Consider the following 13890-nt stretch of genomic DNA (forward strand, 5'->3'; position numbering starts at 1 on the left):
GCTTGCGCGCAGCCTTTCTTCAAGACGAAAACCCGGCTCAGGCCGTCTTCGGCTCCGCGGCGCGCAGGCGGATATGCAGCTCGCGCAGTTGCTTCTCGTCGACCGCGCTCGGTGCTTGCGTGAGCAAGTCTTGCGCGCGCTGGGTCTTGGGGAAGGCGATCACGTCGCGGATCGAATCGGCGCCGGCCATCATGGTGACGATGCGATCCAGGCCGAAGGCCAGGCCGCCGTGCGGGGGCGCGCCATATTGCAGCGCGTCCAGCAGGTAGCCGAACTTGGCACGGGCTTCTTCCTCGCCAATCTTCAGGGCGCGGAACACCTTGCTCTGCACGTCCTCACGGAAGATCCGCACCGAGCCACCGCCCATTTCCCAGCCGTTCAGGACCATGTCGTAGGCCTTGGCGATGCACTTGCCCGGATCGGTTTCCAGGTATTGCAGGTGCTCGTCCTTGGGGCTGGTGAACGGGTGGTGCATGGCGACCCAGCGGGCATCTTCTTCGTCGTACTCGAACATCGGGAAGTCGATCACCCACAGCGGCTTCCACACGTCCTCGAACAGGCCGTGGGTCTTGCCGAACTCGGAGTGGCCGATCTTCAGGCGCAGGCCGCCGATGGCGTCGTTGACGACCTTGGCCTTGTCCGCGCCGAAGAAGATGATGTCGCCGTCCTTGGCGCCGGTGCGCTTCAGGATCTCGGCGATGGCCGCGTCGTGCAGGTTCTTGACGATCGGCGATTGCAGGCCGTCGCGGCCCTTGGCCACTTCGTTGACCTTGATCCAGGCCAGGCCCTTGGCGCCATAGATGGCGACGAACTGGGTGTAGGCATCGATCTCGCTGCGCGAGATGGCGGCGCCGCCCGGCACGCACAGGCCGACCACGCGGCCGTTCTCGCTGTTGGCGGGGCCGGAGAACACCTTGAAGTCGACGTCCTTCATGGCGTCGGTCAGTTCGGTGAACTCGAGCTTGACGCGCAGGTCAGGCTTGTCCGAACCGAAGCGGGCCATGGCCTCGCGGAATTCCATCACGGGGAAGCTGGCGTCCAGGTCGACGTCGATGGCGTTCTTGAACACCGTGCGCATCATGTCCTCGAACAGGTCGCGGATCTCCTGCTCGTTCAGGAACGAGGTCTCGCAGTCGATCTGCGTGAACTCGGGCTGGCGGTCGGCACGCAGGTCCTCGTCGCGGAAGCACTTGGTGATCTGGTAGTAGCGGTCGAAGCCCGACACCATCAGCATCTGCTTGAAGATCTGCGGCGATTGCGGCAGCGCGAAGAAGTGGCCCGGGTTGGTCCGCGAAGGCACCAGGTAGTCCCGCGCGCCTTCGGGCGTGCTCTTGCCCAGCATCGGGGTCTCGATGTCGATGAAGCCTTGCGCGTCCAGGTACTTGCGCACTTCCATGGCCACCTTGTAGCGCAGGCGCAGGTTGTACTGCATCTGCGGGCGGCGCAGGTCCAGCACGCGGTGCGTCAGGCGGGTGGTCTCGGACAGGTTGTCGTCATCGAGCTGGAACGGGGGCGTGACCGACGGGTTGAGCACGGTCAGCTCATGGCACAGCACCTCGATCTTGCCCGAGGTCAGGTTGGCGTTCTCGGTGCCGGCGGGGCGCGGGCGCACCTTGCCGGTGATGCGCACGCAGAACTCGTTGCGGATCTCCTCAGCGGCCTTGAACATCTCGGGACGATCGGGATCGCACACCACCTGCACCAGGCCCTCGCGGTCGCGCAGGTCGATGAAGATCACGCCACCGTGATCGCGGCGACGCTGCACCCAGCCGGTGAGAGCCACTTCTTGGCCCGACAGTTGTTCGGTCACGAGACCGCAATAGTGAGTACGCATGGAGGACATAAGAGAATTCCCGGAATAACGCGGCCGCCGATGCGGCCGGCGATCAATTTGAATGCGATGAGCCGGCGGACTCGGCGAGGGCTTCTGCCTCCGCCTCGCCGGCGCGCACCGAGCCGCTCTTGCGCGGCAGCTCGGTCGGCGCCACCACGCCCATCGAGACGATGTACTTCAGCGCGGCGTCGACGGTCATGTCGAGTTCGATGGTATCGGCCTTGGGCATCATCAGGAAGAAGCCCGAGGTCGGATTAGGCGTGGTCGGCACGTAGACGCTGACATACTCGCCCTGCAGATGATTCTGCACATCGCCGCCGGGACGGCCGGTGAGGAATGCGATGGTCCACGAACCCTCACGCGGGTACTGCACCAGCAGCGCCTTGCGAAAGGCATTGCCGGACGAGGAGAGCAGCGTATCCGAGACCTGCTTGACGCTGGTGTAGATCGGCCCGACCACCGGAATATGGCGCAGCAGCGCTTCCCACCAGCGCACCAGGCGCTGGCCGATGAAGTTGTGGGTCAGCAGGCCGACCAGCAGGATGAACACCACCGTCAGGATGGCGCCCAGGCCCGGGATGCGCACCTTGAACAGCTGGACCGGCTGCCAGGCTTCAGGCAGCAGCGCCAGGCTCTGGTCCATGGTGCTGATGACCAGGTTCAACACCCACAGCGTGATGCCCAGCGGCACCAGCACCAATAGCCCGGTGAGGAACCAGGTCTTGAGGGCGGAAGTCTTCTTCGCCGGCACGATGCGTTCTGCCTTCAATGGCTGGCGACGGCACTGCCGGAACCGCCGGCAGTACTGGTCGGCGCCGTGCTGACGGTGCTGGAGGATTCCGTGGCTGCGCCGGACGAGGCCGGTGCCGCTGCTTCGCTCTTGCCCTCGGTGGCGCTGCCGGCGGCCGCCGTGGCGGGCGCAGCGGGCGTGGCACTGTTGCCACCGCGGAAATCGGTGACGTACCAGCCCGACCCCTTGAGCTGGAAGCCCGCGGCGGTCAGTTGTTTCTTGAACGTGCCCTTCGCGCCGCAGGATGTGCAGTCGGTGAGCGGGGCATCGCTCATTTTCTGCAGCACATCGCGCCCGTGGCCGCAGGCGTCGCAACGATAGGCATAGATCGGCATAGTGGCTCTCCGCAAGGAGTCTGGAACGGAAATTGGATGGAACCGCGAGGCCGCGCCGAGCGGGAAGTTGCCACTCCCGTGCGCGCACCTTGCGGTGCAAAGCCTTGAATTATAAACCGTTCTGAGAACGCCGGGCCGGCGGAAAAAGAGGCCGGGGTGCCTTCGAAGCCACGCGTGACCCGCCGGATGCCCGCAACGCTCAGGCCAGATGGACTTCCTTGACGCGCGGATGGTCGTTGATCCACTGCGGCAGCAGAGAGCCAAACACCATGCCGCCAATGGAGACCAGCAGGCCGACCATCTGCGGCGGCACCGCCGCGTCGGCGAAGGCGATTTCGCAGCACAGCCAGGAAACCAACCCGAGGATGATCGCGGCAAGGCCGCCCTGGCGCGTGGCCGGCTTCCAGAACATGCCAAAGGCCAGCGGGACGAATGACGACACCAAAGTGACCTTATATGCATTCTCCACCATATGGAAAATGGACAGATGCGAGTTCAGCGCGAACAGCGTCACCAGCACGGCGAACACCAGCACCACAGCCTGCATCACGCGCAGGAAGCGGCGGTCGTCGAGATGGCGGAAATAGGGCCGCAGGATATTCTCGGCAAAGGTGACCGACGGTGCCAGCAGCGTCGCCGAGGCACAACTCTTGATGGCGGACAGCAGCGCGCCGAAGAACATCACCTGCGCGAACATGGGCGCGTGCGTCAGGATCAGCTTGGGCAGGATCAGCTGCGAATCGGTGTTGATGTACTTCTGCACCATCTCCGGGTCGATCATGGTGGCCGAATAGGCCAGGAACATCGGGATGAAGGCAAAGCAGAAGTAAAGCACGCCGCCCAGCACCGAAGCGCGCCCGGCAATCTTCTCGGTGCGCGACGAGGTCACGCGCTGGAACACATCCTGCTGCGGGATCGATCCCAGCATCATGGTAAACAGCGCGGCCGCGAAGCCGATGATCTGGATCAGGTCCAGCGAGGGCAGGAATTCGAACTTGCCGGCCGCCGCCGCATGCGACACCACCGCGGCCACGCCGCCGGCCTGGCCGCTGACTTCATAGCCGATATACAGCATCCCGATCACGATGATGATCATCTGGATGAAGTCGGTCACCGCCACGGCCCACATGCCACCGAACAGGGTGTACACCAGCACGCTGGCGGCCCCGATCATCATGCCGGTTTCCTGCGACAGCGCGCCGTCCGAGACGGTGAAGAACACCAGCCCGAGCGCCTTGATCTGCGCGGCAACCCAGCCCAGGTAGGACATCACGATGCACAGCGTGGTCAGCACCTCGGCCAGCCGCCCGTAGCGATTGTGATAGTAATCGCCGATGGTGAGCAGGTTCATCCGGTACAGCGGGCGCGCGAAGAACAGGCCAACCAGGATCAGGCAAAGCGAGGAACCAAAAGGATCGGACACCACCCCGGACAAGCCTTCCTTGAGGAAAACCGCGGGGATGCCCAGCACCGTCTCCGAGCCGAACCAAGTCGCGAACACGGTGGCGGTGACGATGTAGAACGGCAGGCTGCGGCCGGCGACCGCGAAGTCGGTGGCGTTGCGCACGCGCAGCGCGGCCCACAGGCCAATGCCGACGGAGATTACCCAATAGATGATGACGAACCAGATCAGCATGCTGCTGCCCTATCCCAAAGTGCCCTTGCGGCGAGAAACCGGTTGCCGGTGAGGCGGGATTTGCGGCCAGCCTTGCCCGGAGTCCAATTCATCGGTCGGGGCCGCATGGGTGGCTGAGCTAGCCTGCGGTCGTAGCCGAATCAAAACGCGGATTATAGCGACGCCTGCCGCGCGGCGAGAAAAAAACCCGCCGCCACGCGGAAATTGCCCGGGACGGTGCAGCCCCGGCGCCACAGGTGACGTGGACTGCGCCGTGGATGCCCGCCACGGCCGCGGCGCCCCGCCATGGTGCGCAAGGCTTGCGGCTTACGCGTGGGCTTACGCGCGGTTACACAGCTTACAAACCCTGCGTCAGCGCGCCGTGCCCGGCGCGCATTAAAGAAGCCAAGGCAGCAATATCGGGCGCCACGCCCACGAGCCACGCTGCCGCACACGGCCCAATGAGGAAAAGGAGAACACCATGTCGAACCGCCAAACCAAGATGCTCAAGACCCTGATGATTGCCGCAGGCCTGCTCGGCGCCGGCCTGGCCAGCGCCCAGACCGCGGCGGTCTCGCAGGACGTGCAGCGCAACGTCAACCAGGAACAGCGCATCGAGAACGGCCTGAAATCCGGCAGCCTGAGCACGCGCGAAGCGGCCAGCCTGGAAAAGCAGACCGCACGGGTGGACCACATGGAAGCGCACGCCCTGGCCAACGGCTCGGTCTCGCCGCGCGAGCAGGCGTCGATCCAGCGCGCCGAGAACAACGTGAGCCGCGACATCGCGCATGACACGCATAACGGCATCACCGGCAACCCCGCCAGCGCCTCGTCGCAGCGCATGCAGGCCGACGTGCAGCGCAATATCAATCAGGAGCAGCGCATCAAGAACGGCGTGGCCAACGGCTCGCTCACCAACCACGAGGCCGGCAGCCTCGAACGCGGCCAGGCCCACGTGGATCGACGCGAAGCGCGTGCCGGCGCCAACGGCCATGTCGGCGCGGGCGAGCAGCGCGGCATCCAGCGCGCCGAAAACCGCGACAGCCGGGCGATCTACCACGACAAGCACAACGCTCGCGTGCGCGGCTGAAGCAAAGGCTTGCGCCCGCGGCTGAACGCTGAAACCTAAGCCCTGCGGCGCCAGACCTGCCACTGCTCGCGACCGGCAAATACCGGCAGCGAGCCAGTGGCGGCCCGCGCCTCCACCAGCTCGAAGGCCGGCTCAAGCAGCGCGCGCAGTTCTGCCTCGGGGATGGCGAAAGGCGGCCCGCCGCGCGTCTCGTCCAGGAAGAAGTAGCCGGCCAGCAGCCCGCCCGGCGGCAGCAGTTGCGCCACGCGAGCGGCGTAGCCGGCCCGCATGGCTGGCGGCAAGGCGCACAGGAAAGCCCGCTCGTAGATCCACTGGCAGGCAGGCTCGGGCGCGAAGGCAAAGAAATCCGCCTCGTGCACGACGGCCCCGGCCGGCCCCAGCGCGCGGCGCGCGCTGGCCACGGCCTCGGGTGAGAAATCAATGGCGGTCACCGGCCAGCCCCGCGCATGGAGCCACCCCGCTTCCCAGCCGTTGCCACAGCCAGGGATTAGCGTTGGGCACGGCACCATCGCGCTGGCGAAGGCCTCGAAATCGGCCGGCACGCCGCCCAGGTCCCAGGGCATGAAGCCCTTCTCGAAGCGCTCATCCCAGAAAGCCGGGTCCCCCGCGTTGCGCGTGGTAAAGGCTGGCGGGGCCGCGGCCTTGTTCGGCGCGTTATCGGATTTGGTCAAGCTAGCCTCCACTCTCCACTGCATTGCATTTCATCAACCTTGCACTCGCCACCCAGGCGATTCGGGGCACGATCCCGTGCGCTACCAGTAGCCAACCCAGGCCAGCAGCTCGGTCAGCACCACCCCGGCGATGAATCCGCCAACCAGCAACAAGGCCGTGCCGACCAGGCGGTTGGTGCGGCGCTGCTCGGCGACCAGGGCGGCCAGCAGCTTCTCCTGCTGGCCATTGTCGACCAGGGCGCGGCGCTCGAGGAACTGGTGCGCCAGGCGCGGGAAGTCAGGCAGCATCTTGGCCCATTGCGGGGCCTCCACCTGGATGCGCTCCCAGGCACCCTTCCAGCCGACCTGCTCGTGCATCCATTTCTCGAGGAAGGGCTTGGCGGTCTTCCACAGGTCCAGGTCCGGATCGAGCTGGCGCCCGAGCCCTTCGATATTGAGCAAGGTCTTCTGCAACAGGACCAGTTGCGGCTGGATCTCGACATTGAAGCGGCGCGAGGTCTGGAACAGGCGCATCAGCACCATGCCCAGCGAGATCTCCTTGAGCGGCTTGTCGAAATAGGGCTCGCAGCACGCCCGTACCGCGCTCTCCAGTTCCTCCACCCGCGTATGGGCCGGTACCCAGCCCGACTCCACGTGCAGCAGCGCCACGCGATGGTAGTCGCGGCGGAAGAAGGCGATGAAGTTCTGCGCCAGGTAGTTCTTGTCGAACTCGGACAGCGCGCCGACGATGCCAAAGTCCAGCGCGATGTAGCGCCCAAAACTCTGCGGCGCCACCGACACCAGGATGTTGCCCGGGTGCATGTCGGCATGGAAGAACCCGTCGCGGAACACCTGCGTGAAGAAGATCTCCACGCCCTCCTCCGCCAGCAGGTGCATGTCGACGCCAGCCGCCCTGAGCGACTCGGTGCGCGAGATGGGGATCCCGTGCATGCGCTCCATCACGAAGACCTCGCTGCTGCACCAGTCCCAGAACACCTCGGGCACCAGGAGCAGCTTGGTGTCGGCAAAGTTGCGGCGCAGCTGGCTGGCGTTGGCGGCCTCGATCATCAGGTCGAGTTCGTCGTGCAGGTATTTGTCGAACTCGGCGACGACCTCGCGCGGCTTCAGGCGCTTGCCGTCAGCCCAGAAACGCTCAAGCCAGGCGGCCAGGTCCCGCATCAGCGCCAGGTCGCTGTCGATGACCGGCAGCATGCCCGGGCGCAGGACCTTCACCGCGACTTCGCGGCCGTGGTTGGGGCCGCCCTTCAGGATGGCGAAGTGAACCTGGGCGATGGACGCGCTGGCCACCGGCTTGTGGTCGAAGCTCTCGAACAGCGTCGCCAGTTTCCGGCCCAGCGAGCGCTCTATGATCTTGACCGCGACGACGGAATCGAACGGCGGCACCTGGTCCTGCAGCTTGGCGAGCTCGTCGGCAATGTCCTCGGGCATCAGGTCGCGCCGGGTGGAGAGCACCTGGCCAAACTTGACGAAGATCGGGCCCAGGCGCGTCAGCGCCTGGCGCAGGCGTTCGCCGCGGGGCATGTCGAGCTTGCGGCCAATGGTAATGACACGCACCAGGAAACGGATGCGGCGGCTCTTGAAGCCAGACAGCACGAGCTCGTCGAGGCCATAGTAGAGGATGACGAAAACGATCTTGCAAAGGCGCAGGAAGCGGGTCATGCAGGTTCTTCAGTGTTGGGGCCGTGCTGCTTGGCCGGTCTGGCAATGGATAAAGCCGTGGATGCGCAATTGAGCAAGGGTCTGGCGGCGGCAGGCCGCGGGCGATCAGCGATGGGCGGACGGCAGCGTGCCGGCGCCACGCTCGGAGCGGGTGCGCTGCTCCAGCTTTTCCAGCCGCTTTTCCAGCCGGGCGAGGTCGTCGCGCAGCGCGCTCACACCGGTGCCGAATTCGTCGAGCGCCGCGTGGCGCACCAGGGTCGGCTGCTCGTCGAGCAGGTACTCGGTCACGTTATCGACCAGCGCGCGGCCCACGCGCGTGGCCTGGGCATGCATCTGCTGCACGCCGTCCACCACCCGTTGCGCCACGCTGTCGCTCACTGGGCCGCCCAGGATGCCGCGCAATGCGCGCGACAGGTCCTCGGCCGCATCCCAGCGCAGGTTGCGGGCCAGCGTGGAGACCGTGTTGGCCAGTTCGGCATCGCCCTCGATGCGCACATGCTTCATCGCCGCCGCCTGGCCGCCGCCCGCCACGTCCGAGGCCACCAGCGGCCACTGCTGCAGCGGCACGGTCAGCGTAACCGCCGGGGTTTCATCCACCGGAGCCAGCTCCGTCAGGCCCTGCTCCGTCACCTTCAAGGCGAGCGTGAACGCGGCCGCGTCAAAGCGGATGATGCGGCCGGCGAAGGGCTGGAGCATGGTGGTTGCCCAGGGCTCCTGTTCCAGCAGGTGGTTCAGGGCGGTGATCGGGGGGGTGGCCAGGGGGGTGGGGAGGGTGGTCATGATTGGGTGCGGCTGGGGGCGGGCCTTTCAGGAGGTGTTAGTGGTTGATCGGTTCTAAAGTCAAAGTCAACTTCAACGGCACTTCAACGTGCTTAACATCAAAAGCAACTGCAGTTTCGCCGCCCCGCAGGGGTGGTGAAACTGCCTTTGACTTTGACTTTAACTTCCAAGTCAAGCAACAGAATCCCCCCACCCCACAAACAAAAAAAGCCCACGTTTTCACGTGGGCCTCCATTCTATGCCACCTGCCGGCCTTGAACCTGCCGGCGAGGCACTCCCTGCACTCAGGAAGTTTGCTGGATCCCTGCCAGCAGCCAGCCGCCGGGGCCGCTTACCGGCTTGGCCAGGTTCCAGACTTCGGCGAAGGGCTGGGCGGGATCGCCGGCCTTTTCGCGGATCATGCCGGAGAAGCGCACGCTGGCCAGATGCTGGGCCGGGCCGTCTTCGATGCCGAGCAGTTCGGCTTCCAGCGTGACCACGTCGGTCTTGTTGACCTCGGCGCCGCGTTCGGACAGGTCCATCTTGATCTCGGCGAACATTTCCGGCGTGGTGAACTCGCGGATGTCTTCAAGATTGCCGGCGTCCCAGGCCGCCTGCAGGCGTACGTAGTAGACCTTGGCATTGCGCAGGAAGGCTTGGGTGTCGAAGTCGGCCGGCACGCCCCAGGGCTGGGCCGCGCCTGCCGCAGCACCAACGGCGGCGCCAGCCATCACCGGTGCGGCGGACTGCATCGAGGCGACGGAACCGGGCGCAGGCATCACCGGGTTGGGTGCGCCAACCGGCACTTGTTGGCGCAGGGCCGGTTCGTTGCTGCCACCAAATCCGTTACCCGAGCCACTGCCGGCACCGGCTGCCGCACCTGCATAGGCCGGTTGCTGCGGTGCCTTGGCGCCGCCGCGGAACTTGCGGATCAGCCAGATTGCGGCGAATGCCACCAGGGCGATCAGGATCAGGTTGGACAGGAAGCCCATGGCGGCACCGCCCAGGCCGAAGTGCGACAGCAGCCAGCCAATGCCCAGGCCGGCGGCGATGCCGCCGAGCATGCCGCCCCAGTTACGCTTGGGCGCGGCAGCAGCGGCTGCGCCGGCGCCGGCTGCTGCGGGCGCGGCTTGCTGGGCCGGCGCCTGCTGCGCGGGCGTCTGGTTCGGCGATTGCTGTGCCGGTGCTTGCTGGCGTTGCGTCACGCCGGACGATTGCTTGCCGATGCTGCGCGACCCGCCGAGGCGTTTGGCATTGGCGTCGAGCGCCATGCCGAGGGCAAGCGTGCCAATCAGCACACCCGCCATGAATTTTGCGCGAAATAGCGACATATCAGTGCTTCCCCTGTTAAGTTCGCTCATTTTTCTTTGAGCCTATATCAGTCTAGTACTTTCGCCCGACGTGGAGTGCCACCACGCCCGCCGTCAGGTTGAAGTATTCGACATTCTCCAGGCCCGCATGTTCCATAAGCCGTACAAGTGAAGCCTGGTCTGGATGCATTCTGATCGATTCAGCCAGATAACGATAGCTATCGGAATCCTGTACCACGCGCTGTCCCAGCCATGGCAGGAACTTCAGCGAATACATGTCGTAGGCCTTTTCCAGCGGCTTCCATACCTTGGAAAACTCCAGCACCATGACTTTGCCGCCCGGCTTGATCACCCGGCGCATCTCTGACAGCGCCACCTCCTTGTGCGTCATGTTGCGCAGCCCGAAGGACACGGTGACCAGGTCGAAGTGGTTGTCCGGGAACGGAATCCGCTCGGCGTCACAGAGACAGGTGGGGATGACGATGCCCTTATTCAACAAGCGATCACGTCCAACCCGGAGCATCGACTCATTGATGTCGGTCAGCCAGACCTCGCCGGTGGGCCCGGCCTGGCGTGCGAAGGCCTTGGCCAGGTCGCCGGTGCCGCCGGCGATGTCGAGCACCTTGAAGCCAGGCCGCACGCCGGCCTGGGCGATGGTGAACATCTTCCACAACCGGTGCATGCCGCCGGACATCAGGTCGTTCATGACGTCGTACTTATTGGCCACCGAATGGAAGACTTCGGCTACCTTGCCGGCCTTCTCTTCTTCCTTGACCTTCTCGAACCCGAAGTGGGTCTCGCTCATAACTCGCTCCAGAACTCAGTAATGGCCCGCGGGGGCACGCAATCTCAATGGCTGCCGCAGGCATGGCCGCCGGGGGCCACCATGGGGGTGTCGCGATCGACGCCGGCCGCTTCCAGCCGCTCCAGATAGGACTGCCAGATGGCGTCCTGCTGGGCGCCCAGCCGGTAAAGCAGTTCCCAGGAATAGATGCCGGTATCGTGGCCGTCGGAAAAACGGATCAGGATGGCGTAGTTGCCGACCGGCTCCACCGCGGCGATGGTGACGTCGCGCTTGCCGGTCTGCAGCACTTCCTGGCCCGGGCCGTGGCCCTGGACCTCGGCCGAGGGGGAGTTCACCCTCAGGTATTCGAACGGCAGCCGGAAGCTGGATCCGTTGTCAAAACCCACCTCCAGCACGCGCGACTGGGTGTGCACGGTAAGGGCGGTGGGATGGGGAGTATCTTTTTCAAGGCCTGCCATGATGGGTGGCGCGCGGCTGTGGGCGAGCCGCAGGTTGCGGCCACACCGGCCTTTACGCTTCGTGTACGACCCGATAGCTTACCGCAGCCGCCTCACCTTGCCCATCGTGCTCCGCCTCCCAGTGCGCTCCGTCGGCCGCGACATAGCGCAGGCGCTTGCCATGGAAGGCGGCAACCGTGCTGCGGTGGGCGATGCTGATGATCGCCGCGCCGGGCAGGGAGTCCACCATCAGGCGGTACATCGCGCTTTCGGTTTCCTCGTCGAGCGCGCTGGTGGCCTCGTCCAGGAACAGGTAATCGGGCTTTTGCAGCAGGGCGCGCGCAAAGGCCAGGCGCTGCTGCTCGCCCGGCGACAGCCGCAGCGACCAGTTGTCGAACACATCGAGCTGCTCGGCCAGGGCACCGAGCCGGGCTTCGCGCAGCACCTTCTGCAAGGCTTCACGGCTATGCACGGTGCCGGCGTCGGGATAAGCCAGCGCATCAGCCAGCGAGCCGATCGGCAGGTAGCTGCGTTGTGGCAGGAAAAGCAAGCTGGCCGCACGCGGCATGGCTACCTTGCCGCTGCCATAGGGCCAGATGCCGGCCAGCGCGCGGAACAACACGCTCTTGCCGCAGCCAGAGGGACCACTGACCAGCCAACGTTCGCCGGCGCCGATCTCCAGCGAGAACGGCGCCACCAGCGGCCGCTGGTGGATTTCGCCGCCATTACCGGTGCGCACTGGCAGCGCCAGCGCGAGGGTGTCGATGCGGATGCCGTCGGTATCGGCCTGGTCCACCTCGATATCGCGCACACCGGTGTGCTCCTCGTCCTGACGTTCCGCCACGCGGATGGCATCGCGGAAGTCGATCAGCCGGTTGGCCGCGGCCTTCCAGCCGACCAGAGTGGAATAGTTGTCAACGAACCACGACAGCGCACCTTGCACCTGGCCAAAGGCCTGGCTCACCTGCATCAGCCCGCCCAGCGTCATCTTGCCGGCGAAGTAGCGCGGCGCGGCCACGAGCAGCGGAAAGATGATGGCGAACTGGCCGTAGCCGGAACTGACAAAGGTCAGGCGACGCGTATAGCGCATCAACTGTTTCCAGTTGGCGCGAATGCGGTCAAAACGCGAGCGCAGGCCCGCCTGCTCGGTAGGCTCGCCCCGGTAAAGCGCCACCGGCTCGCTGTTCTCGCGCAAGCGCACCAGCATGAAACGGAAATCCGCCTCGTACTGCTCTTGCTGGAAACTCAAGCCGATCAGCGGCCGGCCCACCACGTGGGCAATCAGCGAACCGATCACGGCATAGCCCACCGCGAACCACACCATATAGCCCGGAATCGTGATCTCGGTGCCGCCCAGCATAAAGCTGATCGGCCCGGAAACGGCCCATAAGATGCCGACGAAAGACACCAGCGTCACCACCGAATTGAGCAGCCCGAGCGAAAGAGACAGCGCGCCATCGGTAAACGAGCGCAGGTCGTCCGCAAGCCGCTGGTCGGGGTTGTCCGTGGCGTGCGTCTGTTCTATGCGGTAGTAAGCCTGGTGGCTGAGCCAGTGGTCCATGAAGCGGTCGGTCATCCAGGTACGCCAGCGCATCTGCAGCATCATGGTGTAGTACTGCCGGGATATGGCCGCCACGATAAAGAAGCCGGCGATCCAGGAGAAACGGATCAGCAGCGCCTTGAAGGAGGTGTAGTCATGCTGCTCCAGCGCGTTGTAGAACACGCGATTCCATTCGTTGAGCAGCACGTTGATATAAACGATGCCGAGATTGAGCGCGACCACGAAGGCCAGTAGCCCGAGACCGGCCTTGCGGTCCTCGGATTTCCAGTAAGGCTTGATCAGGTCCCACGTCTCGGCCACCCGCAGGCGGCTCTGGATCTTGAGGGCACGGGCCGGCACGGCCGGGCCTGGAACGGTAACGGAAGTCGGTGTGGACATAGCACCTTTCGCGCAAGCGGGCCAGGGCTGATCCACCGGCCCCGCTCTTGTGGGAATGAAGACAACGGGTGTTAGAAGACGGCGCTGCCCGGCTGGTTCCGGAAACTCAAAAAAACCGACAGCAACGCCAGCACGGCACGGGTACGGCCACGCCAGGCGTCAGCCTGCTTCGTCCAGTTTCGCCAGGGCCGCGCGCAACGCCGGCAGGCGCTGCGCAAGGCCAGCCAGGCGCTCAGCATCAGGCTCGCGCTGCACAGCCGCCCAGACGGCTTCGGGAAAATGGGTATCCCAGCGGTAGCGTGGAATGATATGCCAGTGCAGGTGCGGCACCATATTGCCGAAGGCGGCCAGGTTGACCTTGTCGGGCGCCATGGTCTCGCGCACCGCGCGCTCCACCCGCGCCACCAGCCGCATCAGCCAGGCCTGGTCGTCCTCAGGCAGGTCGGTCTGCTCGGCCACGTGGCCATTCCACACCACCCGGCAGAAGCCGGGAAAGCGCTCATGCTCGACCAGGATGACCCGGGCGCGCTCGCCACGCCAGACCAGCTCGCCGCCGTCCGTCTCGCACAGCGGGCAGTTGGGGACGAGGTTCATGCGGGCGCTCCCGCTACCTCAACCCGCCGTCCAAAGTCGGCTCCCCTCTCCC

Annotated in this window: 13 protein-coding genes; 1 reads left to right on the forward strand and 12 read right to left on the reverse strand. The window is 65.3% G+C overall.

The window, feature by feature from the left end; genetic code table 11:
* Positions 1 to 37: 37 nt before the first annotated feature.
* From aspS to AC1DQR_RS34490, 4 genes are all read right to left on the reverse strand, one after another.
* Entirely contained in the window at positions 38 to 1843 is a 1806-nt protein-coding gene (gene aspS, locus AC1DQR_RS34475; protein WP_150987891.1) for an aspartate--tRNA ligase, read from the reverse strand.
* Positions 1844 to 1886: 43 nt separating this feature from the next.
* On the reverse strand, positions 1887 to 2585 hold the full coding sequence (locus tag AC1DQR_RS34480) for a DUF502 domain-containing protein (RefSeq protein WP_150987888.1): 699 nt from the start codon (positions 2583 to 2585) through the stop codon (positions 1887 to 1889).
* 14 nt (positions 2586 to 2599) lie between these two features.
* Entirely contained in the window at positions 2600 to 2959 is a 360-nt protein-coding gene (locus tag AC1DQR_RS34485) for an FmdB family zinc ribbon protein (protein WP_416047574.1), read from the reverse strand.
* A gap of 199 nt (positions 2960 to 3158) precedes the next feature.
* The gene (locus tag AC1DQR_RS34490; RefSeq protein ID WP_253933021.1) at positions 3159 to 4595 is read right to left on the reverse strand and encodes a high affinity choline transporter 1; all 1437 of its coding nucleotides are present in this window, start codon (positions 4593 to 4595) and stop codon (positions 3159 to 3161) included.
* A 460-nt stretch (positions 4596 to 5055) separates the two neighbouring features.
* On the opposite strand from AC1DQR_RS34490, the gene AC1DQR_RS34495 reads away from it, so the two are divergent.
* The gene (locus AC1DQR_RS34495) at positions 5056 to 5664 is read left to right on the forward strand and encodes a hypothetical protein (RefSeq protein WP_416047573.1); all 609 of its coding nucleotides are present in this window, start codon (positions 5056 to 5058) and stop codon (positions 5662 to 5664) included.
* 35 nt (positions 5665 to 5699) lie between these two features.
* Here AC1DQR_RS34495 and AC1DQR_RS34500 read toward each other — a convergent pair whose 3' ends face one another.
* The 8 genes from AC1DQR_RS34500 to AC1DQR_RS34535 form a co-directional block, all read right to left on the reverse strand.
* Positions 5700 to 6359 carry a methyltransferase domain-containing protein gene (locus AC1DQR_RS34500; RefSeq protein WP_416047572.1) on the reverse strand — a complete coding sequence of 220 codons (660 nt, stop codon included), beginning with the start codon at positions 6357 to 6359 and terminating at the stop codon, positions 5700 to 5702.
* A 57-nt stretch (positions 6360 to 6416) separates the two neighbouring features.
* Positions 6417 to 7994, reverse strand: a complete 1578-nt coding sequence (gene ubiB / locus AC1DQR_RS34505; protein ID WP_477134659.1) for a ubiquinone biosynthesis regulatory protein kinase UbiB — start codon at positions 7992 to 7994, stop codon at positions 6417 to 6419.
* A 105-nt stretch (positions 7995 to 8099) separates the two neighbouring features.
* Positions 8100 to 8774: a ubiquinone biosynthesis accessory factor UbiJ gene (locus tag AC1DQR_RS34510; protein WP_416047570.1), complete on the reverse strand. Its 675-nt coding sequence runs from the start codon at positions 8772 to 8774 to the stop codon at positions 8100 to 8102.
* Between the two features lie 284 nt (positions 8775 to 9058).
* Positions 9059 to 10084, reverse strand: coding sequence for a Tim44 domain-containing protein (locus tag AC1DQR_RS34515; protein WP_416047569.1), 1026 nt, complete (start codon positions 10082 to 10084; stop codon positions 9059 to 9061).
* A 52-nt stretch (positions 10085 to 10136) separates the two neighbouring features.
* Positions 10137 to 10868: a bifunctional demethylmenaquinone methyltransferase/2-methoxy-6-polyprenyl-1,4-benzoquinol methylase UbiE gene (gene ubiE, locus AC1DQR_RS34520; RefSeq protein ID WP_150987860.1), complete on the reverse strand. Its 732-nt coding sequence runs from the start codon at positions 10866 to 10868 to the stop codon at positions 10137 to 10139.
* 44 nt (positions 10869 to 10912) lie between these two features.
* Positions 10913 to 11326: a gamma-butyrobetaine hydroxylase family protein gene (locus tag AC1DQR_RS34525; RefSeq protein ID WP_150987857.1), complete on the reverse strand. Its 414-nt coding sequence runs from the start codon at positions 11324 to 11326 to the stop codon at positions 10913 to 10915.
* Positions 11327 to 11378: 52 nt separating this feature from the next.
* Entirely contained in the window at positions 11379 to 13244 is a 1866-nt protein-coding gene (locus AC1DQR_RS34530; RefSeq protein ID WP_477134660.1) for an ABC transporter ATP-binding protein/permease, read from the reverse strand.
* A 159-nt stretch (positions 13245 to 13403) separates the two neighbouring features.
* Positions 13404 to 13838: an HIT family protein gene (locus AC1DQR_RS34535; RefSeq protein ID WP_477134661.1), complete on the reverse strand. Its 435-nt coding sequence runs from the start codon at positions 13836 to 13838 to the stop codon at positions 13404 to 13406.
* Positions 13839 to 13890 lie beyond the last annotated feature (52 nt).

The organism is Cupriavidus sp. 05L411, assembly GCF_056398045.1.

What these genes read in the sequence shown, in the direction of transcription:
- AC1DQR_RS34515 (WP_416047569.1), bottom strand. Translation starts at nt 10,084, where the DNA reads ATGTCGCTATTTCGCGCAAAATTCATGGCGGGTGTGCTGATTGGCACG.
- AC1DQR_RS34510 (WP_416047570.1), bottom strand. Translation starts at nt 8,774, where the DNA reads ATGACCACCCTCCCCACCCCCCTGGCCACCCCCCCGATCACCGCCCTG.
- aspS (WP_150987891.1), bottom strand. Translation starts at nt 1,843, where the DNA reads ATGTCCTCCATGCGTACTCACTATTGCGGTCTCGTGACCGAACAACTG.
- AC1DQR_RS34495 (WP_416047573.1), top strand. Translation starts at nt 5,056, where the DNA reads ATGTCGAACCGCCAAACCAAGATGCTCAAGACCCTGATGATTGCCGCA.
- AC1DQR_RS34535 (WP_477134661.1), bottom strand. Translation starts at nt 13,838, where the DNA reads ATGAACCTCGTCCCCAACTGCCCGCTGTGCGAGACGGACGGCGGCGAG.
- AC1DQR_RS34490 (WP_253933021.1), bottom strand. Translation starts at nt 4,595, where the DNA reads ATGCTGATCTGGTTCGTCATCATCTATTGGGTAATCTCCGTCGGCATT.
- AC1DQR_RS34530 (WP_477134660.1), bottom strand. Translation starts at nt 13,244, where the DNA reads ATGTCCACACCGACTTCCGTTACCGTTCCAGGCCCGGCCGTGCCGGCC.
- AC1DQR_RS34500 (WP_416047572.1), bottom strand. Translation starts at nt 6,359, where the DNA reads ATGCAGTGGAGAGTGGAGGCTAGCTTGACCAAATCCGATAACGCGCCG.
- ubiB (WP_477134659.1), bottom strand. Translation starts at nt 7,994, where the DNA reads ATGACCCGCTTCCTGCGCCTTTGCAAGATCGTTTTCGTCATCCTCTAC.
- AC1DQR_RS34485 (WP_416047574.1), bottom strand. Translation starts at nt 2,959, where the DNA reads ATGCCGATCTATGCCTATCGTTGCGACGCCTGCGGCCACGGGCGCGAT.
- AC1DQR_RS34525 (WP_150987857.1), bottom strand. Translation starts at nt 11,326, where the DNA reads ATGGCAGGCCTTGAAAAAGATACTCCCCATCCCACCGCCCTTACCGTG.
- ubiE (WP_150987860.1), bottom strand. Translation starts at nt 10,868, where the DNA reads ATGAGCGAGACCCACTTCGGGTTCGAGAAGGTCAAGGAAGAAGAGAAG.